General features: G+C 64.3%; 28 protein-coding genes. 13 read left to right on the top strand and 15 right to left on the bottom strand.

Going from position 1 to position 22,960, the window contains the following annotated elements:
* Nucleotides 1-14 precede the first annotated feature (14 nt).
* Genes NKJ00_RS04275 through NKJ00_RS04265 form a run of 3 tightly spaced genes read right to left on the bottom strand, consistent with a single transcriptional unit; the run spans nucleotide 15 to nucleotide 2,738 of the window.
* Nucleotides 15-914: an SDR family oxidoreductase gene (locus NKJ00_RS04275; RefSeq protein ID WP_352628881.1), complete on the bottom strand. Its 900-nt coding sequence runs from the start codon at nucleotides 912-914 to the stop codon at nucleotides 15-17.
* Nucleotides 911-2,065, bottom strand: coding sequence for a tRNA epoxyqueuosine(34) reductase QueG (gene queG, locus NKJ00_RS04270; protein ID WP_352628879.1), 1,155 nt, complete (start codon nucleotides 2,063-2,065; stop codon nucleotides 911-913). Before queG ends, NKJ00_RS04275 begins: the two co-directional genes overlap by 4 nt.
* Entirely contained in the window at nucleotides 2,046-2,738 is a 693-nt protein-coding gene (locus tag NKJ00_RS04265; RefSeq protein ID WP_013528622.1) for a glutathione S-transferase family protein, read from the bottom strand. Before NKJ00_RS04265 ends, queG begins: the two co-directional genes overlap by 20 nt.
* Nucleotides 2,739-2,898: 160 nt before the next feature.
* On the opposite strand from NKJ00_RS04265, the gene NKJ00_RS04260 reads away from it, so the two are divergent.
* Nucleotides 2,899-3,705: an undecaprenyl-diphosphate phosphatase gene (locus tag NKJ00_RS04260; protein WP_023814166.1), complete on the top strand. Its 807-nt coding sequence runs from the start codon at nucleotides 2,899-2,901 to the stop codon at nucleotides 3,703-3,705.
* 277 nt (nucleotides 3,706-3,982) lie between these two features.
* Here NKJ00_RS04260 and NKJ00_RS04255 read toward each other — a convergent pair whose 3' ends face one another.
* Both NKJ00_RS04255 and rsmI read right to left on the bottom strand, forming a co-directional pair.
* Nucleotides 3,983-4,360 (bottom strand): YraN family protein, encoded by a 378-nt coding sequence (locus tag NKJ00_RS04255; RefSeq protein WP_127269758.1) that lies wholly within the window; start codon nucleotides 4,358-4,360, stop codon nucleotides 3,983-3,985.
* Nucleotides 4,353-5,282, bottom strand: a complete 930-nt coding sequence (gene rsmI / locus NKJ00_RS04250) for a 16S rRNA (cytidine(1402)-2'-O)-methyltransferase (protein WP_352628877.1) — start codon at nucleotides 5,280-5,282, stop codon at nucleotides 4,353-4,355. The genes NKJ00_RS04255 and rsmI overlap by 8 nt, the downstream gene beginning before the upstream one ends.
* 134 nt (nucleotides 5,283-5,416) lie before the next feature.
* Between rsmI and NKJ00_RS04245 the strand changes: the two genes are divergently transcribed.
* Nucleotides 5,417-5,608 carry a hypothetical protein gene (locus NKJ00_RS04245; RefSeq protein WP_352628875.1) on the top strand — a complete coding sequence of 64 codons (192 nt, stop codon included), beginning with the start codon at nucleotides 5,417-5,419 and terminating at the stop codon, nucleotides 5,606-5,608.
* 73 nt (nucleotides 5,609-5,681) lie between these two features.
* On the opposite strand, the gene NKJ00_RS04240 is transcribed toward NKJ00_RS04245, so the two are convergent.
* From NKJ00_RS04240 to rph, 6 genes are all read right to left on the bottom strand, one after another.
* The gene (locus tag NKJ00_RS04240; protein WP_127297006.1) at nucleotides 5,682-6,119 is read right to left on the bottom strand and encodes an EamA family transporter; all 438 of its coding nucleotides are present in this window, start codon (nucleotides 6,117-6,119) and stop codon (nucleotides 5,682-5,684) included.
* A 25-nt stretch (nucleotides 6,120-6,144) separates the two neighbouring features.
* Nucleotides 6,145-6,468, bottom strand: coding sequence for a low molecular weight protein tyrosine phosphatase family protein (locus NKJ00_RS04235; protein ID WP_352628873.1), 324 nt, complete (start codon nucleotides 6,466-6,468; stop codon nucleotides 6,145-6,147).
* Nucleotides 6,469-6,472: 4 nt separating this feature from the next.
* Entirely contained in the window at nucleotides 6,473-7,636 is a 1,164-nt protein-coding gene (hemW, locus tag NKJ00_RS04230) for a radical SAM family heme chaperone HemW (protein ID WP_352628871.1), read from the bottom strand.
* The gene (gene rdgB, locus NKJ00_RS04225) at nucleotides 7,633-8,280 is read right to left on the bottom strand and encodes an RdgB/HAM1 family non-canonical purine NTP pyrophosphatase (protein ID WP_352628869.1); all 648 of its coding nucleotides are present in this window, start codon (nucleotides 8,278-8,280) and stop codon (nucleotides 7,633-7,635) included. The genes hemW and rdgB overlap by 4 nt, the downstream gene beginning before the upstream one ends.
* Nucleotides 8,280-8,690: a VOC family protein gene (locus NKJ00_RS04220; protein WP_352628867.1), complete on the bottom strand. Its 411-nt coding sequence runs from the start codon at nucleotides 8,688-8,690 to the stop codon at nucleotides 8,280-8,282. The genes rdgB and NKJ00_RS04220 overlap by 1 nt, the downstream gene beginning before the upstream one ends.
* A gap of 182 nt (nucleotides 8,691-8,872) precedes the next feature.
* Entirely contained in the window at nucleotides 8,873-9,589 is a 717-nt protein-coding gene (gene rph / locus NKJ00_RS04215; RefSeq protein WP_013528632.1) for a ribonuclease PH, read from the bottom strand.
* A gap of 198 nt (nucleotides 9,590-9,787) precedes the next feature.
* Here rph and hrcA point away from each other — a divergent pair, with 198 nt between their 5' ends.
* The 6 genes from hrcA to NKJ00_RS04185 all read left to right on the top strand — a co-directional run bounded on the left by hrcA (nucleotide 9,788) and on the right by NKJ00_RS04185 (nucleotide 15,176).
* Nucleotides 9,788-10,870 (top strand): heat-inducible transcriptional repressor HrcA, encoded by a 1,083-nt coding sequence (gene hrcA / locus NKJ00_RS04210; RefSeq protein ID WP_027040272.1) that lies wholly within the window; start codon nucleotides 9,788-9,790, stop codon nucleotides 10,868-10,870.
* A 24-nt stretch (nucleotides 10,871-10,894) separates the two neighbouring features.
* Nucleotides 10,895-11,080 (top strand): hypothetical protein, encoded by a 186-nt coding sequence (locus NKJ00_RS04205; RefSeq protein ID WP_352628865.1) that lies wholly within the window; start codon nucleotides 10,895-10,897, stop codon nucleotides 11,078-11,080.
* Nucleotides 11,081-11,178: 98 nt separating this feature from the next.
* On the top strand, nucleotides 11,179-12,531 hold the full coding sequence (locus tag NKJ00_RS04200) for a PQQ-dependent sugar dehydrogenase (RefSeq protein ID WP_352613483.1): 1,353 nt from the start codon (nucleotides 11,179-11,181) through the stop codon (nucleotides 12,529-12,531).
* 111 nt (nucleotides 12,532-12,642) lie between these two features.
* Nucleotides 12,643-13,260 (top strand): LysE family translocator, encoded by a 618-nt coding sequence (locus tag NKJ00_RS04195; protein ID WP_352613481.1) that lies wholly within the window; start codon nucleotides 12,643-12,645, stop codon nucleotides 13,258-13,260.
* 177 nt (nucleotides 13,261-13,437) lie between these two features.
* Nucleotides 13,438-14,418: a cysteine synthase A gene (gene cysK, locus NKJ00_RS04190; RefSeq protein WP_352613479.1), complete on the top strand. Its 981-nt coding sequence runs from the start codon at nucleotides 13,438-13,440 to the stop codon at nucleotides 14,416-14,418.
* A 131-nt stretch (nucleotides 14,419-14,549) separates the two neighbouring features.
* On the top strand, nucleotides 14,550-15,176 hold the full coding sequence (locus tag NKJ00_RS04185; protein WP_352613477.1) for a glutathione S-transferase family protein: 627 nt from the start codon (nucleotides 14,550-14,552) through the stop codon (nucleotides 15,174-15,176).
* Nucleotides 15,177-15,179: 3 nt separating this feature from the next.
* Here NKJ00_RS04185 and NKJ00_RS04180 read toward each other — a convergent pair whose 3' ends face one another.
* Together NKJ00_RS04180 and NKJ00_RS04175 are read right to left on the bottom strand one after the other, a co-directional pair.
* Nucleotides 15,180-16,424: an RNA polymerase sigma factor gene (locus NKJ00_RS04180; RefSeq protein WP_352628863.1), complete on the bottom strand. Its 1,245-nt coding sequence runs from the start codon at nucleotides 16,422-16,424 to the stop codon at nucleotides 15,180-15,182.
* A gap of 5 nt (nucleotides 16,425-16,429) precedes the next feature.
* Nucleotides 16,430-16,798 carry a YciI family protein gene (locus NKJ00_RS04175; RefSeq protein WP_031213674.1) on the bottom strand — a complete coding sequence of 123 codons (369 nt, stop codon included), beginning with the start codon at nucleotides 16,796-16,798 and terminating at the stop codon, nucleotides 16,430-16,432.
* 260 nt (nucleotides 16,799-17,058) lie between these two features.
* Here NKJ00_RS04175 and NKJ00_RS04170 point away from each other — a divergent pair, with 260 nt between their 5' ends.
* The 3 genes from NKJ00_RS04170 (at nucleotide 17,059) to NKJ00_RS04160 (ending at nucleotide 20,743) form a co-directional block, all read left to right on the top strand.
* Nucleotides 17,059-18,018, top strand: coding sequence for a TAXI family TRAP transporter solute-binding subunit (locus NKJ00_RS04170; protein ID WP_352613439.1), 960 nt, complete (start codon nucleotides 17,059-17,061; stop codon nucleotides 18,016-18,018).
* Between the two features lie 227 nt (nucleotides 18,019-18,245).
* Nucleotides 18,246-20,363, top strand: coding sequence for a TRAP transporter permease (locus tag NKJ00_RS04165; protein ID WP_352613441.1), 2,118 nt, complete (start codon nucleotides 18,246-18,248; stop codon nucleotides 20,361-20,363).
* The gene (locus tag NKJ00_RS04160; protein ID WP_352628860.1) at nucleotides 20,360-20,743 is read left to right on the top strand and encodes a DUF1850 domain-containing protein; all 384 of its coding nucleotides are present in this window, start codon (nucleotides 20,360-20,362) and stop codon (nucleotides 20,741-20,743) included. The genes NKJ00_RS04165 and NKJ00_RS04160 overlap by 4 nt, the downstream gene beginning before the upstream one ends.
* A 180-nt stretch (nucleotides 20,744-20,923) precedes the next feature.
* Here the strand turns inward: NKJ00_RS04160 and NKJ00_RS04155 are convergent, their stop codons facing one another.
* Together NKJ00_RS04155 and NKJ00_RS04150 are read right to left on the bottom strand one after the other, a co-directional pair.
* Complete coding sequence (locus tag NKJ00_RS04155) at nucleotides 20,924-21,385, bottom strand: thiol-disulfide oxidoreductase DCC family protein (RefSeq protein WP_502895849.1); 462 nt, start codon at nucleotides 21,383-21,385, stop codon at nucleotides 20,924-20,926.
* Nucleotides 21,386-21,565: 180 nt separating this feature from the next.
* Complete coding sequence (locus tag NKJ00_RS04150; RefSeq protein ID WP_023813501.1) at nucleotides 21,566-21,706, bottom strand: hypothetical protein; 141 nt, start codon at nucleotides 21,704-21,706, stop codon at nucleotides 21,566-21,568.
* Between the two features lie 149 nt (nucleotides 21,707-21,855).
* Between NKJ00_RS04150 and NKJ00_RS04145 the strand changes: the two genes are divergently transcribed.
* The gene (locus NKJ00_RS04145; RefSeq protein ID WP_164893053.1) at nucleotides 21,856-22,020 is read left to right on the top strand and encodes a hypothetical protein; all 165 of its coding nucleotides are present in this window, start codon (nucleotides 21,856-21,858) and stop codon (nucleotides 22,018-22,020) included.
* 63 nt (nucleotides 22,021-22,083) lie between these two features.
* Complete coding sequence (gene ku, locus NKJ00_RS04140; RefSeq protein ID WP_128305295.1) at nucleotides 22,084-22,953, top strand: non-homologous end joining protein Ku; 870 nt, start codon at nucleotides 22,084-22,086, stop codon at nucleotides 22,951-22,953.
* Nucleotides 22,954-22,960 lie beyond the last annotated feature (7 nt).

Below are 22,960 nucleotides of genomic sequence, written 5' to 3'. Positions count from 1 at the left end.
CGCGGCTTCGATCGTCAGCGCTTCATCGGGCTGCGCGCTTCGCCGTCACGCCAATCGCCGCTTGCCCACATATGATCGAAGGCGGCGCGGTAGTCGCGAAAGCGCAGGGAATAGCCCGCCGCCTTGATCGCCGCGTTGGCGACACGCTTGTTCTCGCCATAGAAGGACCGCGCCATGGGCGAAAGTTGGGCGGCGTCGAAGGGAATCTCGGGCGGCGGCTCTATGCCCATCAATGAAGCGGCATAGGCGACCACATCCTGCGGCGGCGCCGGCAGGTCGTCGGTGACGTTGAAGATGCCGCCTGTATTGCCTTCGATGAGCTGCCACAGGGAGCCTGCAATGTCCTCGCAATGAATGCGGTTGAACACCTGGTCCGGCTTGACCAGCCGTCTTGCGGTGCCTTTTTCCAGATTGACCAGCGCGTTGCGGCCGGGGCCGTAGATGCCGGACAGGCGCAGGATCGCCCCCGGTCGGCCGATCTCGCGGCCCAGCTCCAGCCAGTCCTGTTCGGCGGCAACCCGCATCACCGAGCGCTTCGACACCGGCCGGCATTCTGCCGTTTCATCAACCCAGGCGCCGTCATAATTGCCATAAACCCCGACCGTAGAGAGATAGCCGATCCATTCCAGCAAAGGCATTTGAGCGATTGCCGCGCGCGCGGCATTCAGAACGGGATCGCCGGCCTCTTCCGGGGCAACCGAAATCAGCAGATGCGTTGTTTTTCCCAATGCATCACCGATTTCGCCGGTCATCGCGCCGTCGAACAGGAGCGGCGCGATGCCGGCCTGCCGCAGCGTCTCGAATTTTTCCGGCGAGCGTGTCGTGCCGAAGATCGTCGCGGCGCCTTTGTTATCCCGAGCAAAAGCCCTGCCGGAATAGCCGGCGCCGAATATGAAGATCTGCTTTTCGCTCATGCATTCGCCCTGGTTGGCCGCGCCAGACGCCATTCGTCGCGCACGGCTTCGTCGCTCTCGGTTTTCAGGCCGATGGCTGCCCTTTCTGAATATTCGGCGTCGAGCACCAGCCGCGCCAGCGCCCATATTGCCGCGCCCCGCACCAGCGGCGAAGCATCGTCCAGCAAGACGCGCACAGTGTCGGCAAGAGAGGCATCGCCGGAATTGCCGGCGGCGATCAGCACGTTGCGAATGAACCGGTCGCGGCCGATGCGTTTTATCGGCGAACCGGAGAAGAAAGCGCGGAAGGCCGCGTCATCGAGACCCAAAAGGTCGGCGAGCGGCGGCTGGCGCAAATCATCGCGCGCGACGAGTTTTGCTTCGGAAGCCGCCTTGGCGAATTTGTTCCACGGGCAGGCGGCAAGACAATCGTCGCAGCCATAGATGCGGTTGCCGATCTTTTCACGGAACTCATGTGGGATCGGCCCCTTGTTCTCGATGGTGAGATAGGAAATGCAGCGCCGCGCATCGAGCCGGTAGGGCGCCGGAAAAGCATCGGTCGGGCACGCGTCGAGGCAGGCGCGGCAGGAGCCGCAATGATCGATCTCGGCGCGGTCGGGCACGAGTTCGGCGGTGGTGAAGATGGTGCCGAGGAACAGCCAGGAGCCGTGCTCGCGGCTGACCAGATTGGTGTGCTTGCCTTGCCAGCCGAGCCCGGCGGCCTCGGCCAGCGGCTTTTCCATCACCGGCGCAGTGTCGACGAACACCTTCACATCACCGCCGGCGCGCGCCACGAGCTTGCCGGCGATCTCCTTCAGCCGCCCCTTCATCACATCGTGATAGTCGCGGTTTTGCGCATAGACCGAGATGGCGCCACGGTCGCGCTTGGCCAGCACGCCGCGCGGATCATGGTCGGGGCCGTAGTTCATCGCCAGCACGACGATCGACCGCACCTGCGGCCACAGTGCCGCCGGTTCGGCCCGGCGTTGCAGCGTCTCGGCGATCCAGTCCATCGAGCCGTGAAAGCCATCGGCGACGAATTCGGCCAGGCGCGCCGGCGCCAGCGGGATCGCATCGGGGGAGGTGACGGCAACGGCATCGAAGCCGGCGCGCTGCGCCTCCGCGTCGATCAGCGCGCGCAGTTTTGCGGCGTCAGAAGTCGAGGTCCGCATAATGCGACACCGGTGACAGGCCACGCACCCGGTCGGTCAAAAGCGGCCGGAAAGAGGGCCGCGACTTGACCCGTGTGTACCATTCGCGTGCAGCGCTGTGCTCGCGCCAGTCGATCTCGCCGAGATAATCGAGCACCGACAGCGTCGCCGCGGCCGCGAGATCGGCATAGGTGACCCTCGAACCGGCCAGCCAATGGCGGGTGCCGGCCAGCCAGTTGGTGTATTTCATGTGCTGGCGGATGTTGGCGCGCGCGGCACGGATCGCGCCCGAATCGGGCGAGCCGCCGCCCGCCGTTTCCGGCATGACCGGCTTCAGCACGCGCTCGCGCACCAGATGGCGGGTGACTTCGCTTTCAGCCTTGTTGAGATACCAATCGATGAGCCGGCGGATTTCGGCGCGCTGCATCGGGTCCTCGGCGAACAGCCGCTTGTCGCGCTTCAGCACACCGCGCGTTTCATCGAGATATTCCGATATGACCGTCGCGCCGACGATCGGCACGTCGCCTTCGGCCAGCAGGATCGGCAGCGTGCCGGCCGGGTTCAGCGCCAGGAACTCCTTGCGCCGGGTCCACGGCTTTTCCTCGATCAAAGCCAGCTCCTCGCCATACTCGCCGAATGCGAGGCGGACGAAGCGACAGGTGGCGAACATGGGATGGTGGAAAAGCGTCAGCATGGTTCCGCGATGATAAAGCGCACTGGCGAATCGCAGGGCGCACCGGTAAGTCTTGGCCGCCCGGTTAGCGGGCCGTCAGGGTGTTGCGACCTATAGGGGGACTTCAACGCCATGACAAGCAAGCCCTTCTGTCAGCCGTCACGCCAATGCCGAGGTAGCCATGGAAAGCCAGACCATCGTCGAAGCCCTGCTGCTCGGCCTGCTGGAGGGGCTGACCGAGTTCATCCCGGTGTCGTCGACCGGCCATATTCTGCTTGCCGGTCATTTCCTCGGCTTCCATTCGACCGGCAAGGCCTTCGAGATCCTGATCCAGCTCGGCGCCATCCTGGCGATCCTCAGCGTCTATTTCCGCCGGCTGTGGAAGATGCTGCTCGACCTGCCGCATGACCGGCTGACGCGGCATTTCGCCATCGGCATCCTGATCGCCTTCCTGCCGGCGGCGATCATCGGCGCGCTGGCGCATGATTTCATCAAGACGGTGCTGTTCGAATCGCCGAGGCTGATCTGCATCATGCTGATCATCGGCGGCGTCGTGCTGCTGGCGGTGGACCGCATGAACCTCAAGCCGGTCTACCGCGATGTCGAGCGCTTCCCGACCCGGCTTTACCTGCAGATCGGGCTTTTCCAGTGCCTGTCGCTCATTCCCGGCACATCGCGTTCGGGCTCGACCATCGTCGGCGCCCTGCTTTTGGGCGTCGATAAGCGCGCGGCTGCGGAATTTTCCTTCTTCCTTGCGATCCCGACCATGGTCGGCGCCTTCGCCTTCGACCTGTTCAAGAACCGCAACGTGCTGAGCAGTGCCGACCTGCCGATCATCGCCGTCGGCTTCGTCGCCGCCTTCGTCACGGCGCTGATTGTCGTGCGCTTCCTGCTCGACTACGTCTCGCGCAAAGGCTACGCGCTGTTCGGCTGGTGGCGGCTAGTGGTCGGCGGTGTCGGGTTGGTGGCGCTGATGATCTGGGGATGAGGAGTGATCCGCGAAGCGGACCCTACGCTTCGTCATCCACGGGCGGAGCAAGGAGCGTAGCGACGCAGCGCAGACCCGAGGATCCATGCCGTGACGTCGATCGGAGGGTTCGGCGATCGAGAATAGCCATCGCCAAGCTCGCCAAATCCGGCGAAAAGTCTCCCAATTCCTGCACCGTAGAGGCGCTTAGAGGTCGCGGCATGGATCCTCGGGTCTCCGCGACGGAGCTTCGCTCCTGCTCCGCCCGTGGATGACGAATGAAGGAGGGCTGCCCCCTCTAACTCCTCCCATAAAACGCGTTCTCGACATGCACCGGCCAGCGCCAGGGCAGCACCGCGACCATGTCGAAGCGCATCGACAATCTGCCGTAGTCCGCTTGGCGTGACAGCCAGATGTCAGCCGCGCCTTCTATGCGACGCTCCGATTCGTGACCGATCGCCTCCATGGCTTCCATCAGCGTGCGGCGCGCCTTGACCTCGACGAACAGCACCAGATCGCCGCGCCGCGCGATCAGGTCGATCTCGCCGAAGCGTGTGCGGTGGCGGCGCGCAAGGATTCTGTAGCCCTTCATCATCAGTGCTGCCGCCGCCAGCCATTCGCCGCGATGACCGCGTCGATAGGCCTTTTGGCGGCTGACGCTTGGGCGCTCAGCCACTGTCGCTTTCTCCAGAAGTCTCCCTGAGGTCAAGCAGCCGCCGATAGAGGGCCTGTTTCTGGCCGCCGGTCATCTTCGCGGCTTCCGCGGCCGCCTTGGAAGCGGGCATTTCGGCGGCAAGCGACAGAAGCAGACGGTCGATGTCTTCAGGCTCGTCGACCCTGGCCTCGGCCGGACCGACGCAGACGACGATTTCGCCTTTCGGCGTATCGGCCGCAGCATAGTGGTCGGCCAGCGCCTGCAGCGTGCCGGTTCGCATCTCTTCGAAGGTCTTGGTCAATTCCCTGCCGATAGCGGCCTTGCGCTCGCCGCCGAGCGCTTCGACCATGGCAGCCAGGGAGTCAGCCAGCCGGCGCGGCGATTCAAAGAAAATCAATGTCGCCGGCACGGCCTTCAGTGCTTCCAGCCGTGTCAGCCGCTGCCCTGATTTGACCGGCAGGAAGCCGGCGAACAGGAAGGCATCGGAGGGCAGGCCGGATGCCGTCAGTGCCGCAAGCGGCGCCGACGGGCCGGGGATCGGCACGACGCGAATGCCGTGGTCGAGCGCCTCGCCGACCAGCCGGTAGCCGGGATCGGATACCAGCGGCGTGCCGGCATCGGAGATCAGCGCCACGCTCTGCCCGGCCTGAAGTGCCGATATCAGCTTCGGCCCGGCCTCGCCGGCATTGTGTTCATGATAGGCCGTGGTGCGGCGGCGAATGCCGTAGCGCTCGAGCAGCACGCGCGACACCCGCGTGTCTTCGCAGGCGACGATGTCGGCCGCGGCCAGCGTCTCCAGCGCGCGCAGCGTGATGTCGGCGAGATTGCCGATCGGCGTCGCCACCAGATAGAGCGCCGGCTCCAATGGCCGTGCCGCGATCTCGGTCTGCCCGACCACATAGCTGCGCTTGCTCGTCTCTGCGGTCACCGATGACTTCTCCATTCAGCCCTGTTTGGCACGGCTGACGCGGGCTTGCAAAAGCTGACGCCGATGTAAGGAATTCGCCTTTCCTTTGCCACAGTGGGGAACCAAACCGGCGTTGGCAGATTAGCCCCCTGATTCCGGAGGAGGACAGGATGGACAGCCTGAAGATACAGGACGCTTTCGAGCCTTACTATGCCGGCCGCAAGCGCGGTGCCGCGCCCACGGCCAAGCGCCTGCCTGCCAAGACCGAGAACAGCCTGACCAAAGAGCGGACCGCGAGCACCTCGCCGACGAAGGGCAGGCATCCCGACAGCAACAAACCAGACAGCACGACGGAGCACTGACCGGACGATGCCCAATCGCTTCGACATCTTCATCACCCGTCTTGAAACAAAGAATGCCCGCAACGGCGCGCAACTAGCCTCGATAGGCGACCAGCACCGCGCCCGCCGCGATAAGGGCGACGCCAAGCCAATTCGCTCCGGACAACCGCTCGCCGAGAAAGGCCGCGCCAAACACCGCCACAAGCACGACGCTTAGCTTGTCGATCGGCGCCACCTGCGCCGCATTGCCGATCTTGAGCGCGCGGAAGTAGCAGAGCCATGACGCGCCGGTGGCCAGACCGGACAGGCCGAGAAAAGCCCAAGTCTTTCCCGAGATCGTGGCCGGCGACTGGAATTGGCCGCTGGCAAGCAGGATCGCACCGAGCACGATCAGTATGATGACCGTGCGGATGAAGGTGGCGAAATCGGAATTGATGTTCTCGATGCCGACTTTGGCGAAGATCGCCGTCAAGGCCGCGAAGGCAGCCGACAGCAATGCCCAGAATTGCCAGGAGGATACGGTCAGGTTCATGCCGGTGGCCTTTGCGGATGGCGTCTTAACCGAGATACCGTGAAACGCGTGCCTTCAGAAGGCCAATCAGCTCCAGGTCCATGAATTCATAGTTATCAGGTATATCGAGGCAGATCACACGGGCCTTCTTCAGGCTGGCCTTGAATTTTTTCTGCAGCTTGGTGCGGTGCGCCTTTTCCATGACAAAGATAATATCGGCTCGGGCGACGAGTTCATGCGTCAGCGGCGTGTCCGCATCGTGGTTTGTCCCCGCCGAGGCCACCTCGATATCCCGGCGCGTTGAAAACACCTGTTCGGCGGTGGGGCTGCGCAAGCGATTCTGGCTGCAGACAAAGAGGACGTTCTTCAAAGGGTTAGCGCGCCAGATCGGCGACCACGGCGTCGAGCACGATCATACCGGCCGGCGTGGCGCGCAGGCGCGAATTGCCGATCGGCGCCACCAGCCCCTCTCCCTGCAGCATCGACAGCCGCGAGCTCGACAGGCCGCGTCCGGAGAACGCTTCGTAGCGGGAGAGGTCGATGCCTTCGGCGAGCCGCAGGCCCATCAGCAGGAATTCGTCGGCCTCTTCCGAACGCGTCAGGATTTCGCCGCCGGTGACGCCATGGCCCTTGGCCTCGACCAGATTGGCCCAGGTTTCCGGCATCCGCTCGGCGATCGTCACCGTGCGGCGACCATTTTCGACGAAGCGGCCATGCGCGCCCGGCCCGACGCCGACATATTCGCCATAGCGCCAATAGGTGAGGTTGTGCCGGCTCTCGGCGCCCGGCCTTGCGTGGTTGGAGATCTCGTAAGCCGGCAAACCATGCGCCGATGTAATCTCCTGCGTCAGCGCATAGAGGTCAGCGGCGTGGTCATTGTCGGGAATGATGAATTTCTTTGCCGCGTGCAGGGCGTGGAAGGGCGTGCCTTCCTCGATGGTCAGCTGGTAAAGCGACAGATGGTCGGCGGCATGGCCGATCGCCTGTTCCAGCTCCGATGCCCAAGCCTCCGGCGTCTGGCCGGGCCGGGCATAGATCAGGTCGAAGGACAGCCTTGGGAATATTTCCCGCGCGAGGCCGATGGCGTGCAGCGCTTCCTCGACATTGTGCAGCCGCCCGAGGAAGCGCAAATCCTTGTCATCCAGCGCCTGCACGCCGAGCGACACGCGGTTGACGCCGGCTGCCCGGTAGCCGCGAAAGCGTTCGGCCTCGACCGAGGACGGATTGGCCTCCAGCGTCACCTCGATGCCGTCAGGCACAGTCCAGTTCTTCGCCACGGCGTCCAGAACCCTGGCCACCGTTTCCGGCTTCATCAGCGACGGCGTGCCGCCGCCGAGAAAAATGCTGGTCACCTCGCGCGGCCCGGTGCGTTCGCGCATCGTCGCCAGCTCGGCCTCGAAGGCGCTGGCAAAGCGCTCCTGGTCGACCGGCTGGTGGCGGACATGGCTGTTGAAGTCGCAATAGGGGCATTTGGCCGCGCAGAACGGCCAGTGGACATAGACGCCGAAACCGGGCGTCCGGTCGAGCAGCATGCTCATGCCGAGCCCAATCTCGCCTTGGCGAACTTCTGGAAGGCGCGAGCGCGATGCGACAGCGCCGTCGGCTGGCCGGGCTTCCAGCCGTGCTTTTCCTCGGCCGTCATCTCACCAAAAGTCTTGTCGAAGCCGTCGGGGAGGAAGACCGGGTCGTAGCCGAAGCCGAGTTCGCCGCGCGGCGGCCAGACCAGCGTGCCTTCGGCCTCGCCGCGATAATATTCCGCCTCGCCGTCGGGAAACGCCAGGCAGATGACGGCGACGAAGCGTCCCTTGCGCTGTTGCGGCAAGGCCGCGCCGACTTCCTGCAACGCCACTTCGGTGCGCTGCATGGCCATGCCGAAATCGCGCGATCCATCCGGGGTTTCGGCCCAGTTGGCGGTGTAGACGCCGGGCGCGCCGTCGAGCGCGTCGACGCACAGGCCGGAATCGTCCGACAGCGCCGGCAGGCCGGTCGCCTTGGCGGCGGCGAGCGCCTTGATGTAGGCGTTCTCCTCGAAGGTGGTGCCGGTCTCGTCAGGCTCCGGCAGGCCATACTCCTTGGCCGACTTGGCTTCGAAGCCGAACGGCCCCATCAGCTCGGCGAATTCGCGCAGCTTGCCGTCATTATGGCTAGCGACGACGATCTTCTTTCCGTCGAGAGAATGCATCAAAGGCCCCAGATTCGTGGCTCGGCGAATTCGATCGAATTGCCCGAGGGGTCGCGTATATAGATCGAACGGCCGCCCTGCGGCCATTCGAATTCGCTCTCGATAGCGATGTGCTTCGCCTCGAGATGCGCTTTCCAGCGCACGATTTCGTCGGCGGTCGCCGCAAAGCAGAGATGGCCTTCCCCGACCGTGCCGTGCGGCGGCACCGGCAGCCTGGCGTCGGACGCCGGCGGGATTTTGGTCGCCTCGGCGTTGAAGACGAGCAGCACGCCGGGGCCGCAGCGGAAGAAGAGATGCCGGCCGGCCACCTTGCCGAGGAGGGGGAGGCCGAGGATGTCGGTGTAGAAGGTTTCCGCTGCGGTCAGGTCGCTGACGTAGAGAGCTGATTCAAGGATGGCAGAGGGCATCACGAGGCACCCCCCTCTGCCCTGCCGGGCATCTCCCCCGCAAGGGGGGAGATTGGCAGCCTCCGCATCGCCGCGCCCTTTGCAACGTTAGAGATTAGCGAAGCCCGAAACGACATCCGATCTCCCCCCTTGCGGGGGAGATGCCCGGCAGGGCAGAGGGGGGTGTTCAAGCTCGGCATTTAATCCTAAGCCACTGCCATCTGCTGCAAACTCACCAACCGCTGGATGCCTTTCTTGGCCAGGCCCATCAAGTCCGCGAACTGCTCTTCGGAGAAAGGCTCGCCCTCGGCGGTGCCTTGGATCTCGACGATGCCACCCTTGCCGGTCATGACGAAATTGGCGTCGGTGCCGGCCGCGGAATCCTCGATATAGTCGAGGTCGATAACCGGCTGACCGTCATGGATGCCGCAGGAGATCGCAGCGACATGGTCCTTCAGCACCTTGGCGACGCTGGCCATCTGGCGCGCTTCCATCCAGCGCAGGCAGTCATACAGCGCCACCCAGCCGCCGGTGATCGATGCGGTGCGGGTGCCGCCATCGGCCTGGATGACGTCGCAGTCGACGGTGATCTGCTGCTCGCCCAGCGCCTGCAAATCGACCACGGCGCGCAGGGAGCGGCCGATCAGCCGCTGGATTTCCAGCGTGCGGCCGCCCTGCTTGCCGGCCGAAGCCTCGCGGCGCATGCGCTCGCCGGTCGAGCGCGGCAGCATGCCGTATTCGGCCGTCACCCAGCCCTTGCCGGAATTGCGCATCCAGCCAGGCACTTTTTCCTCAAGGCTGGCCGTGCACAGGACATGCGTGTCGCCGAACTTCACCAGGCACGAGCCTTCGGCATGCTTGGAGACGCCGCGCTCGAAGGAGATGGCACGCATTTCGTCGAATTGGCGTTTGGAAGGGCGCATTCAGGCTGCTTTCTTGTCATTTTTCGGAATCTTGGCCGGCTTGTAACCGCATGGGACGCGTGGCGCAAAGGAAAATGGCCTGACGATCTGACGCAGACACCGGGTGATCTCACACAGACACCGGGTGATCTCACAAAGACACCGGGTTGCGCGGGTGCAGTGTAAGTCTATATCGTTGGGCCGGAGGTTTTTGGCCGTATGACCAAGGCAGTCGATCCCGCTTCGCAGTCGCCCGCGCTTCAGTCGCTCGATATGCGTTCCCGCGACATCTTCCGGCGCATTGTCGATTCCTACCTCAGGGACGGTGAACCGGTGGGCTCGCGCAGCCTGTCGCGTATCCTGCCGTCCTCGCTGTCGCCGGCGACCATCCGCAACGTGATGAGCGATCTCGAGCATCTCGGCCTGATCTACGCGCCGCACATCTCGGCCGGCCGGTTGCCGACGCAGGCCGGCCTGCGTTTCTTTGTCGATGCCTTCATGGAGCTTGGCGACCTTTCCGACGAGGAGCGCCGCGCCATCGAGGCACAGGTTCGGGCGTCCGGCTCGGGCGCGACGCTGGAGCACATGCTGACCGAGGCCAGCCAGATGCTGTCGGGCATGTCGCGCGGCGCCGGCCTGGTTCTGGCCGCCAAGAACGAGGTGGCGCTGAAGCACATCGAATTCATCCAACTCGAACCGACCAAGGCGCTGGCGGTGCTGGTGTCGCAGAATGGCGACGTCGAGAACCGCGTCGTCGAGCTGCCTGCCGGCATCACCGTCTCGCAACTGCACGAGGCCTCAAATTTCCTCAACGCCCATATACGCGGCCGAACGCTTGCCGAGGCGCGGATCGAGATCGCCCGCATCAAGGAAGAGACCAGGGCCGCGCTCGACACGCTGTCGCAGGACCTGGTCGAGAAGGGGCTGGCGGTGTGGGCCGGCGCCGACAGTGGCCTGCCGGCACGGCTCATCGTGCGCGGGCGCGCCAATCTGCTCGAAAACGTCACCGCCCAGGCCGACATCGAACTGCTGCGCCATTTGTTCGAGGACATGGAGACGCAGGACGGGCTTATCCAGTTGCTTGACCTCGCCGAAGAGGGATCGGGCGTGCGCATCTTCATCGGCTCGGAAAACAAGCTGTTTTCGCTGTCGGGCTCGTCGCTGGTTGTCGCGCCCTATCGCGACAAGGATGCCCGCGTCGTCGGCGCGCTCGGCGTCATCGGCCCGACCCGGCTGAACTACGCGCGCATCGTCCCAATGGTCGACTATACGGCGCAGCTGATTTCCCGCATGCTGCGCTGAGCTGATCCAACCGAGGAGACGATGATGGCGCTCGAAGAATTCAAGGCCCGGATCAGCCTGCTGCTGGAAGAGATGGTCAACCAGCCGGAGATCCAGGAGCAGTTGCGTGAAAAACTGCAGGAAATGCGCGCCATGGGATTGCCGCTGCCGGCTGACCTCGTCGAGTTGGAAAAACGCCTCGACGACGATTTTTACGCCGCCGGGACCTGAGCCGGGAAACCGGAAGCTTCCTCCACCTCATCGTGTGCCGTGGAACGATCGACGAGACCGCTCGTTCCTGTTCTCACGCCCAAACATTGGAGGACCGAATGATGCGTTTTGCCGGCCCCGCAATTTCCGCCGCACTGTTTCTCTCGACCGCTTCATTCGCCCAGCAGGCGGACGATCCGGTGCTCAAAGGCGCGGCCGCATTCGGCGACTGGCGAGCGGACAAGCCGGGCACACGCCGCCTGATCAGACCGGACGATCTGCCTAAGCCCTATGCCACCCGGTCGACCTCGAACAGCGCCGGCGTTGCGGACATGCCGGCAGACGCGAAGCTGCAACTGCCGCCGGGGTTCTCGGCCGAGCTGGTTGCATCGGGCATCGACAATCCACGCGTCGTGCGCGTCGCGCCGAATGGCGACCTGTTCGTCGCCGACAGCGAGGCCAACCAAGTCCGCATCTACCGTCTGGCCGAAGGCAGTGCGAAGCCTGCGCAGGACGGCATCTTTGCCGGCAATCTCAACCAGCCCTATGGTATTGCCTTCTATCCGCCAGGCGCTGACCCGCAATGGGTCTATGTCGCCAATAGCGACAGCATCGTGCGTTTTGCCTACCGCAATGGCGACCTGAAGGCCTCCGGCGATCCAGAAACCATCGTCGACAACATCCCGGCCAATCACCACTGGACCCGCGACATCGCTTTTTCGCCGGACGGCAAGACGCTTTATCTGTCGGTCGGCTCGGGATCGAATGTCGCCGAGGACATGGGCCAGGAGCCGAAGGGCGGACTCGACGCCTGGGCGGCGTCGCAGGCGCTCGGCGCGCCATGGGGATCCGAAGATGGCCGCGCCGATGTGCTGGCCTTCGATCCCGATGGCAAGAGCGGCCGCATCTTTGCCACCGGCCTGCGCAACTGCTCGGGCATGACCGTGCAGCCGGCGACCGGCGCGCTGTGGTGCGTCGTCAACGAACGGGATGCGCTTGGCGACAATGTGCCGCCCGAATACGCGACCGTGGTCAAGGACGGCGCCTTCTATGGCTGGCCGTGGTATTATATCGGCGACAATGAGGATCCGCGCCACAAGGGTGAGCGCCCCGATCTTGCCGGCAAAACGACCGTTCCCGATGTGCTGATGCAGGCGCATTCGGCGCCGCTCAACATCGCCTTCTACGATGGGAAGAGCTTTCCGGCCGAATACAAGGGCGATGCTTTCGTCGCTCTGCACGGGTCATGGAACCGCGGCAACCGGACCGGCTACAAGGTGGTGCGGTTGCTGTTCAAGGACGGCAAGCCAACCGGCGAATATGAGGATTTCATCACCGGCTTCGTCGTCTCGAACGGTGAGGTCTGGGGGCGGCCGGTCGGCGTGGCGGTGGCCCTGGATGGCGCGCTGATCGTCACCGAGGACGGCAACGGCACCATCTGGCGTGTCACCCATGGCGACGGTCGTTCCTGAGCGCAGTTCGCACAGGCGTGGTGCAATCGAATCCGAGTTTCAGGGAATTCACGCCCGCCGGACTTTGTGCGATAGGATGCCGTGATAGCAGCGTCGCGCAAGGCCGCAACCATGACCCTCACCGGATTCCTCGCCTACAGCGCCGCTCTCGGCATCGCCGCCGCGATTCCTGGTCCCGGCATCACCGCGCTGGTCGCCCGTGCGCTCGGCTCCGGCTTCCGCTCGTCGCTGGCGATGTCTTTTGGCCTGATGGTTGGCGACATCACCTATCTGACCGCCGTGGTGCTTGGCCTCGCCTTCGTCGCCCAGAGTTTCGGCATGGTTTTCCTCGCTATCAAATGGCTCGGCGTCGCCTATCTCGCCTTCCTCGGCTGGCGCTTCTGGAACAGCGGCATCACGCCCGAGACCGTCGAGGCCAGAAAAGGCAAGGGCGGCTTGCTGTCGAGCTTTGCCGCCGGCCTGACCCTCACGCTCGGCAATCCGAAGACGATGATCTTCTATCTCGCCATCACGCCGACCATCGTCGACCTGAAAACCATCACGCTGGCCGACTACGGCATTCTCGTCGCGCTGACGATCGTCGTGCTTCTGGTGGTGCTGGTGCCGTATCTGGCGCTGGCCGCCAAGGCGCGCTGGTTCCTGAAGTCGCCGCGCGCGCTCAAGGCGCTGAACCGTACGGCTGCCGGCTTCATGGTCGGTGCCGCTGCAGCGATTGCCGCCCGCCAATAGCGGGCTTTCGGCCAAAGCATTTCGCAAACAGGCCTTTGCGGGAAATGCTTTTCCGAGACGGCACTGTTTTAGACACAGGTCTCACTCGGATATTTTCAATCGACAGTCTATCTTGCGCGGTCGAAGGTCCTATGTTGCCCGCAAATCCACTTGCCTGAAATTCTGGGAGCGAAACCAATGAACAAGCCCACCACATCAGCCCGCGTGCCCGGCCGCGGCCGCGTCTACGATTCCATCACCGACACGATCGGCGATACGCCTCTGGTGCGGCTCGACAAGTTCGCTCGGGAAAAGGGCATCGTCGCCAATCTCATCGCCAAGCTCGAATTCTTCAATCCGATCGCCTCGGTCAAGGACCGCATCGGCGTGGCGATGATCGAGGCGCTGGAGGCGTCAGGCAAGATTTCTCCCGGCAAGACCACGCTGATCGAACCGACGTCGGGCAACACCGGCATCGCGCTTGCCTTCGCCGCTGCCGCCAAGGGCTACAAGCTGATCCTGACGATGCCCGAAACGATGTCGATCGAGCGCCGGAAAATGCTGGCGCTGCTCGGCGCGGAGCTAGTGCTGACAGAAGGCCCGAAAGGTATGAAGGGCGCCATCGCCAAGGCCGACGAACTGGCAGCGACGATCCCCAACGCGATCATCCCGCAGCAGTTCGAGAACCCGGCCAATCCGGAAATCCACCGCACGACGACGGCCGAGGAAATCTGGAACGATACGCATGGCGAGGTCGATATCTTCGTCGCCGGCATCGGCACCGGCGGCACCATCACCGGCGTCGGCCAGGTGCTGAAGAAGCGCAAGCCCTCCGTGCATGTCGTCGCCGTCGAGCCGGACTCCTCGCCGGTTCTGTCGGGCGGCCAGCCCGGCCCGCACAAGATCCAGGGCATCGGCGCCGGCTTTGCGCCCAAAATCCTCGACACGACGATCTATGACGAGATCGTCAAGGTGTCGAACGAGGATTCGGTCGCCAATGCCCGCCTCGTCGCCCGCCTCGAAGGCGTGCCGGTCGGCATCTCTTCGGGCGCCGCCCTGCAGGCGGCCATCGTCGTCGGCTCGCGGCCGGAGAACAAGGGCAAAAATCTTGTGGTGGTCATCCCGTCCTTCGCCGAGCGTTACCTGTCGACAATCCTGTTCGAGGGGCTGGGATCGTAATCCGACGCTTCTTCGTGACCAAGCTGGCCCGCTGAAAAAACGCCCGTGGCCGCCATGGGCGGCTTGAGCGCCACACCGCTTCCGGTTCATATTTCCCCCGGCCTGCTTTGCGCGGGCCGGGGGAGAATTTCATGTACAAGCTTTATACCCGTCCCGGCAGCGGCGGCTTCGTGGTGGAGGCGGCGCTGGCGCTGGCCAATGTACCATTTGAGCAGATCGACGTGCCGAAGACCGACCGGCCCGATCCCGCCTTCCTCGACATCAGTCCGTTGAACCAGGTGCCGGTGCTGACCCTGCCGGACGGAAGCTCGATGACCGAATCGGCAGCGATCTGCATTGTGCTTGCCGAGCGCCACCCCGACGCCAATTTGGCGCCGGGAGCAGAAGCGCCTGCCCGCGCGGATTTCCTGCGCTGGATGGCCTTTATGTCGTCTGTTCTCTATTCGGCAGTGCTGCGTTTCTACTACGCATACCGCTACACGGCCGATCCCGAAGGCACCAAGGCGGTCAAGCTGGCGGCCGTGGCCGAGATGGACCGCGGCTTTGCCGTTCTCGATGCCGCGCTCGAGGGCCGTGACTGGCTGGTCGGTGACCGGATGTCGCTGGCCGACATCTATCTGGTCATGCTGGTGGCCTGGCATCCCGACATCGACAGCGCGCGGACGGCATGGCCGAACATCGAACGCCTGTGGGCGCGGCTGCGCGACCATCCGCTGATGAAGACGCTCAACACCTCGCACGAGATGTGGCCGGGCTGAAGCTCAATTTCTGAGCACCGCCCGTTTTCCCTGCAGGAACCGGCGCACCGCCGGGTCTCGCTCGAGGCCGATCGCCCGGTCGTAGGCTTCGCAGGCTTGCGGTACCTGACCAAGCCTGGCCAGGAGACCGGCGCGTGCGGCCCAATAGGGCTGGTACTCGTCAAGCCGCTTGTCGTCGCCCAGCACGTAAAGGGCCGCCAATCCGGCCACTGCGCCCTCGGCCTCGGCGATCGCCACCGCGCGGTTTATCGCCACCACCGGCGATCCTGCGATCGAAAGCAGCGCGTCGTAGAGTTCCTGGATCGCCACCCAGTCGGTGCGGCCGGTGAACCTTCGTGCCGCATGCGCGGACTGCACGGCCGCCTCAAGCTGGTAACGGCCGATGACGCCCTTGGACGCGGCGTGGGAAAGCAGCGCCTCCGCCTCATCGATGAGGGCGCGGTCCCATAGAAGGCAATCCTGTTCCGCCAGCGGCACGAAGTCGCCTTCGGCACTGCGCCGTGCGGCGCGGCGGGACTCAGCAAACAGCATCAGCGACAAGAGGCCCAGTGCCTCCGGCTCCTCCGGCAACAGCGAAGCCACCAGCCGGCCGAGCCAGATGCCTTCGGTCGCCAGGTTGCGGCGCCGCGTTTCGGTGCCCGCCGGGTCGGTCCAGCCTTCGGCGAAGGCGGCGTAGATCGCTTCCAGCACCGCATCCAGCCGTTCCCCGAGTTCGGCCCGCTCCGGCACGCGGAACGGAATGCCGGTTTCACGGATGCGGGACTTGGCCCGCACCAGGCGCTGGCCCATGGTTGCGGGCGAGACCAGGAAGGCGGAGGCGATCGTCGCGGCGTCGAACCCCAGCACCGTCTGCAGGATAAGTGGCGAGCGTACGCTCGATTCGATCGCCGGATGGGCGCAAGCGAACATCAGCCGCAGCCGATCGTCGGGCAGATCTTCCTCGGTCATGCGTGCCTCCGCCTCCTGCGCAATCAGCTTGAGATGCTCGCGGCCGGCCTCGCTGGTGAGCCGCCGCCGCACCGCATCGACGCGGCGCCGCCGCGCCACCGCCAGCAGCCAGGCTTCCGGCTTTTCCGGCACGCCGGTTCGCGGCCAGCGCTCGAGGGCGGCGGCAAAGGCATCGGCCAGCGCGTCCTCGGCGGCGGCCACGTCGCGCGTGCGGGCCGCGAGCCAGGCGACCAGCTTGCCGTAGCTCTGCCGCGCGGCCGCCGCGGCGGCCGCCCGGGCGATGTCCGGGCGACTGTCCATCACCGTCATTTCTTGGGCATGTAGTCGGCCATTTCCCAGATCGGCCGCAATTCGACCGTGCCGGTGCTGGCTGCCGGACAGCGTGCCGCCCATTCGATGGCTGTATCGATGTCAGCCGCCTCGATCATGTAGAAGCCGGCAAGCTGCTCCTTGGTGTCGGCATAGGGGCCGTCGATCACGTTGGTCTTGCCGTCAGCGATCCGCACCGAGGTGGTGGCCTGGGTCGGGCGCAGCCTTTCGCCAGCCAGCCACGCACCGGATTTCTTCAACGCTTCGGTATAGGCGCCATAGGCCGCGCTCATCTGCTGGGCCTTCTCGATCGGCGTGTTCGCCAATGCGGCTTCGTCGCTATTGATCAAAATCATGTATCGCATGGTCTTCTCCCGTTTTGCGAAGGCCGCGTCCTTGCGAGGCCGGACGTATGTCGCGCGGCAGTGGCCGATTTCGACAGGCTGCTCAAAAAACTTTCGGCCCCGATGGCTTTTTGTGCAAGCCGCCATCTGTTTCCTGATCCCTCAACCGTTCGTCTAACGAGCGCAATTGCGGGTTGGCATTTGCGGCTCGCTGTCTAAACTCGCCCCGGTTCGCATCTAGGAGGCGGTGCGGTCGTCGATATTTTCAGGGAGGAGATCCGATGTTCAATTTCAAAACGAAATTCGTTGCAGCCGGCGCCGTGGCGCTCTCGCTTGGCCTGGGCACCATCTCAGCCAGGGCGCAGGAATTCATCAATGTGCTGACCGGCGGCACATCCGGCGTCTATTATCCGCTCGGCGTGGCGCTGTCGGAAATCTACGGCAAGGGCATCGAAGGCGCACGCACCCAGGTACAGGCGACAAAGGCTTCGGTCGAAAACCTCAATCTGTTGCAGCAGGGCAAGGGCGAGATTGCGTTTGCGCTGGGCGATTCCGTCAAGCTGGCCGCCGAAGGCAATGCCGAGGCCGGTTTCCCCGGCAAGCTCGATAAATTGCGCGGCATCGCCGCCATCTATCCCAATTATATCCAGATCGTCGCCAGCCAGGAGTCCGGCATCAAGACGCTGGCCGACCTCAAGGGCAAGAGCCTGTCGGTCGGCGCGCCTGCCTCCGGCACCGAGCTCAACGCCCGCGCCATCTTCGCCGCCGCCGGGCTGAAATATGAGGATCTCGGCCGGGTCGAATACCTGCCCTTCGCCGAATCGGTCGAACTGATCAAAAACCGGCAGCTCGACGCCACGCTGCAATCGGCCGGGCTCGGCGTCGCCTCGATCCGCGACCTCGCCACCTCGGTGCCGATCAATGTCGTGGCGGTGCCGGCCGAGGATGTCGCCAAAATCGGCTCGCCCTATCTTTCGGTGGTCATTCCCAAGGGCACCTATGAGGGCCAGAGCGAGGATGTCGCGACCGCCGCCGTCGGCAATTTCCTCATCACCCGCGCCGATGTCTCCGACGAAACCGCCTACCAGATGACCAAGCTTTTGTTCGAGCATCTCGACCAGCTTGCCGCGGCGCATGCCGCTGCCAAGGCGATCGACCCGGCCAAGGCGCTCGACGGCATGCCGGTGCCGCTGCACCCCGGTGCCGAGCGTTATTACAAGGAGAAGGGGCTGTTGAAGTAAGACGCGTGGCAACCTGACATGTCTTCGCCAGGCGCCCCCCTCTGCCCTGCCGGGCATCTCCCCCTCAAGGGGGGAGATTGGACGTCACCACACCCTTCGCCAATCGCTAACGTTGCAGGACGTGCGCAGACACCAACGCTGCTGATCTCCTCCCTTGAGGGGGAGATGCCCGGCAGGGCAGAGGAGGGCGCCACGCACTACACTTCGCTCCTTTTGGAGACCGTCGGATGAGCGAAGCAACGTCTGGAACAATACCCGACGGCAAATCCGCCACCTTCCATCTTCCTGTCGTCGAAGAGCAGGTTGAAGGGCTGCCGCCGGGCTTCGGCGACGGCCTTGCAGGCAAGGCCGCTTTTCTCATCGCTGTCGCCTTTTCCGTGTTCCAGATCTATGTCGCCGCCTATGGCAGCATTCCGAGCCAGGTGGTGCGGGCCATGCATGTCGGCTTCCTGCTGCTGCTCGGCTTCGGCCTGATCGCCAATCTGCGCGCCAAAAGCATGCCGGCCAAAGCCGCGTTCTGGACGCTCGGCGTGCTCGGTTTCGGCACCGGCCTCTACAATTGGGTGTTCTACACCGACCTCATCCGGCGCTCCGGCTTCCTGACCACGCCGGACCTGATCGTCGGCGCTGTGCTGGTGGTGCTGGTCTTCGAGGCGGCGCGGCGGCTGATGGGCCTGCCGCTGGCGGTCATCGCCTTCATCTTTCTCGCTTACTGCTTTTTCGGCAACCATCTGCCGCCGCCGCTCATCCATCGCGGCTATGATTTCGCCCAGCTGGTCGACACCTTCGCCTACGGCACCGAAGGCATCTACGGCACGCCGATCTATGTCTCGGCCGCCTACATCTTCATCTTCGTCGTCTTTGCCGCCTTCCTCGAACGTGCCGGCATGATCGCGCTGTTCAACGATTTCGCGCTGGGCCTTGTCGGCACATGGCGCGGCGGCCCGGCGCAGGTCTGCGTGCTGTCGTCGGCGCTGATGGGCACCATTTCCGGCTCGGGCGTCGCCAATGTGGTGGCCAGCGGCCAGTTCACCATCCCGCTGATGAAGCGCTTCGGCTTCCGCTCGGCCTTTGCCGGCGCCGTCGAGGCGACCTCCTCGATGGGCGGCCAGATCATGCCGCCGGTGATGGGCGCGGTCGCCTTCATCATGGCCGAGACGCTGAACGTGCCTTATGCCGAAGTGGTCAAGGCGGCGATCATCCCGGCGCTGCTCTATTTCGGCGCCTGCTTCTGGCAGGTGCATCTGGAAGCCGGCAAGGCCGGCCTGCACGGCATGGCCAAGGCCGAGCTGCCCAACCCGTGGGACGCGGTGCGGCAACACTGGCCGCTGGTGCTGCCGCTGGCAGCGCTGATCTATCTGCTGTTGGCCGGCTACACGCCGATCTTCGCCGGCACGATGGGCCTGGCGCTGACCATCGTGCTCATCCTCGGCACGCCGCTGGCGGCGGCGATCGGACCGCTCGCCTTCCGCATCGTCTTCTGGATCGCGCTCGGGCTTGCCGCCGCCTCGTTCATGAAGTTCGGCGTCAACCTCCTCGGCCTGGTGATCGCCGCACTGGTCGTTGCCTGCTTCACGTTCAAGGGCGGCCGCGAGACGTTGCAAATCTGCGTCGACTCGCTTGCCGAAGGCGCCAAGAACGCGCTGCCGGTCGGCATTGCCTGCGCCATCGTCGGCATCGTCATCGGCACGCTGACGCTCACCGGCATCGCCTCGACCTTCATCGGCTGGATCATCTCGATCGGCCAGGACAATCTGTTCCTGTCGCTGGTGTTGACCATGGTCACCTGCCTGGTGCTCGGCATGGGCATCCCGACCATCCCCAACTACATCATCACCTCGTCGCTGGCCGGGCCGGCGCTGCTGGAACTCGGCGTGCCGCTGCTGGTCAGCCACATGTTCGTGTTCTATTTCGGCATCATGGCCGATTTGACGCCGCCCGTGGCGCTGGCCGCGTTTGCCGCCGCACCGATGGCTAGGGAAAGCGGCCTCAAGATCGGCATCCAGGCGACCAAGCTGGCTATTGCCGGCTTCGTCGTGCCGTTCATGGCGGTCTATACGCCGGCGCTGATGCTGCAGGACGCCGGGCCAATCGCCGCCCAGTTCGGCTATCCCGCCGAGGTCGCATACATCGTCGCCAAGGCGTGCATGGGCATCGTGTTGTGGGGTGCCGCCGCCGTCGGCTTTCTCGCCCGCCGCATGGCGTTGTGGGAACGGCTCATCGCCTTCGCGGCCGGCGTGCTTCTGGTCGCTGCGGTGCCGCTCACCGACGAGGCCGGCTGGGTGCTGGCGCTGGCCTGGATCGGCTGGCACTGTTTTCGCTCACGGCAGGCCGCTAAAGCATGAGCCTGTGCATCCTGGCCGCCGGCAAGACGGTGACGCTCTCCGTTGCCGCCTTCACCCTGTCCTGGACGCATTCGGTGGAACGGACGCGGTGGGAGGAAGACTGGAAGGTCACGCCTACCGGCCTGCAGTTGGTCGAAGCCCGGATCGAGGGCTCGGGCGCCGGCATGGAGCCACCGGAAGGCGCGCTGCTGAAGGAGGGTTGGTGGAGCTATGCGCCAGAGATCGACCCACAACGACGCGTTGTGCTCGCCGCTTCCGGCGCGACCGGCGACGGCTGGACACTGTGCACGGTTCAGGGCTGCAGGGAACTGGGCATGGCTGCAGGCGGACCGATCGTGCTGGAGCCGTGCGGGCCGGATGGCACGAGCCAACCACGATAATGCGTGATCGGCCTTCAGAGCAGATGAGAAATCTCGCCGGGAACGCGGAAGCGGCTTCCTCGGCGGCTTCGAACAATGTGGGCAGCGATCACAGCCACCTTGGCAACGCAAATGGACAATGCAGCCGCCAGAAGCCGTCGGTGTTAGATGAGACGCTTCACGCGCTGCTCCCCACGTTTTCTAGCCAAGGAACCGTTCCCGCAGCTCGGGTGCGGGGATCTCGCAGCTGTCCTTCCTGCCGAACAGGGCGTAGCGGTTCTTGGCGATGCGATCGTAGAGCCAACCACGCAGCGGGCGCGGCAGCAGCAGCAGTGTTTTTGCCGCCCGCCAGGGCCAGCCGAGTTCCGCCATGACGGCGACGAAGCTGTCCAGCCGCGTGAAGGCGACGCCGTCGATCAGGACGAGATTGGTTTCGTAAGAGTCCGTGCGCAGTCCATGCTTCCGAAACAGCGTTTCACCGAAGGGCGACTGCGCGCTGGCGAAGCGGAAACGGCCTTGGCGGTCGAGCCTGACCACCATGCGCACGAAGCCGGAACAGAGCACGCAGACGCCATCGAAAACGATCAATGGATGGCGTGCGTCGAGAGTTGTTCCGGAGGGACGGTTTGACTTGGGTCGACTGGGTTGGGAATGGTCGGTCAAGCTGGCCTCGGCTGCTCGTGTCCTACGACACTAAGCCGGGCCAGCGTCGGTATCAAAGCCGTGGCGATGTCGCACGGCGCCTGTCGGCGAGAGCGGGACGCTCGGCGCGATAGGTGGTGGCGCGGGTAGAGGCGGCGGGCCTGCAGATCCGGCTGTCGTGGCGATTTTCGAAAGCCATGATCAGTGCGCGCCCAGCGAGTTGCCGCGACGGGCGCAGGCCGGGCCGGGGCCGCGCATGTAATAGCGCTCGGGCCGATAAGTCGGCGCGATGAATTCGCGGATTGCGGCGGCATAGCCGATGAGGTGCGCGAGGAAGTTCATTACCCTGGTCCCTGTCCCGATTTCGGATGTCCCTTCCGAATTGCGGTCATCATAGCGTCGAGGCGTGAATAGTCGGTGAACGTGATGTTAATATCTGGTCGAAAATGCCTCGCTTCGTGGCTGGAATGCGGCTGATTCGGGGTCTTTCGGTGCAGTTGGTCGGCATTCCGGTCAATGTGACTTTTGCATCACATATGTTTCGTTTGAATGTCGCCCGTGCGCGGTTCTGTTTCAACTTTTGCCGCGCTCGCGAAATTTCCGTGCTGGCGGCCAGAACGCCACGGGTGGCCCTCGGCATCCAGATCGGCGCGTGAGCGCGGAACTGGAGCGCGGTCTGTCCGTTCTCACCTTCATCTCGTTCTGGAAGGGAAGAGCTCATGGCGCCGCGTCCGGCCTGGAAGGGCTATCTGAAGCTATCGCTGGTCACCTGTGCCGTCGAACTGACCAATGTCGTCACCCACACGGAGCGGGTCTCGTTTCGCATTCTCAACCGCAAGACCGGCAACACGGTGAAGCGGCTCTATGTCGATGCCGAAACCGGCAAGCCGCTGGAGGAGGATGAGGAGGTCAAGGGCTATGAACTCGACGATGGCGATTTCATCCATATCGAGGAGGACGAGATCGAGGCGGTACAGATCGAATCCTCGCACACGATGGCGCTGGACGGTTTCGTCGACAAAGCTTCGATCCAGCAGATCTATCTCGATACGCCCTATTATGTCGCCCCGGCCGACAAGGTGTCGGAAGAGGCGTTCGCCGTCATCCGGGATGCGATGGCGGGCAAGAAGATGGCCGGGTTGGCGCGTATCGTGCTCTACCGACGCGAACGGCCGGTGGTTATCGAGCCGCTCGGCAAAGGGATGGTGCTGACGACCTTGCGCTACGACAACACGGTGCGCCAACCGGAAACCGTGTTCGGCGACATCGAGTCCGTGAAGACCGATCAGGAGATGACCGACCTCGCCGAGTTGATCATCGACAAGAAGAAGACGAAGTTCGACCCCTCGAAATTCGACGACAAATACGAGGAGGCGCTGCTGGAGCTGATCCGCGCCAAGAAGGCCGGCCACAGGGCGCCGAAGGCCAAAGCGGCGCCCAAACCTTCCAATGTCGTCAATCTGTTCGACGCGCTGAAGAAGAGCCTGTCGGACTCCGGGTCATCGAAAAAGCCTTCTTCGGCGAAAGCCAAGCCGGCGGCCAAACGCGCCAAGCCGAAAGGCAGCGCGCCCAAACGCAAATCGGCCTGAGGAACCC

This window comes from Mesorhizobium sp. M0227 (genome assembly GCF_040321855.1).
In the GTDB taxonomy this organism is placed as follows: Bacteria; Pseudomonadota; Alphaproteobacteria; order Rhizobiales; family Rhizobiaceae; genus Mesorhizobium.
Note: the sequence above shows the minus strand (reverse complement) of the source record. Positions and strands in the feature narration are given on the sequence as shown.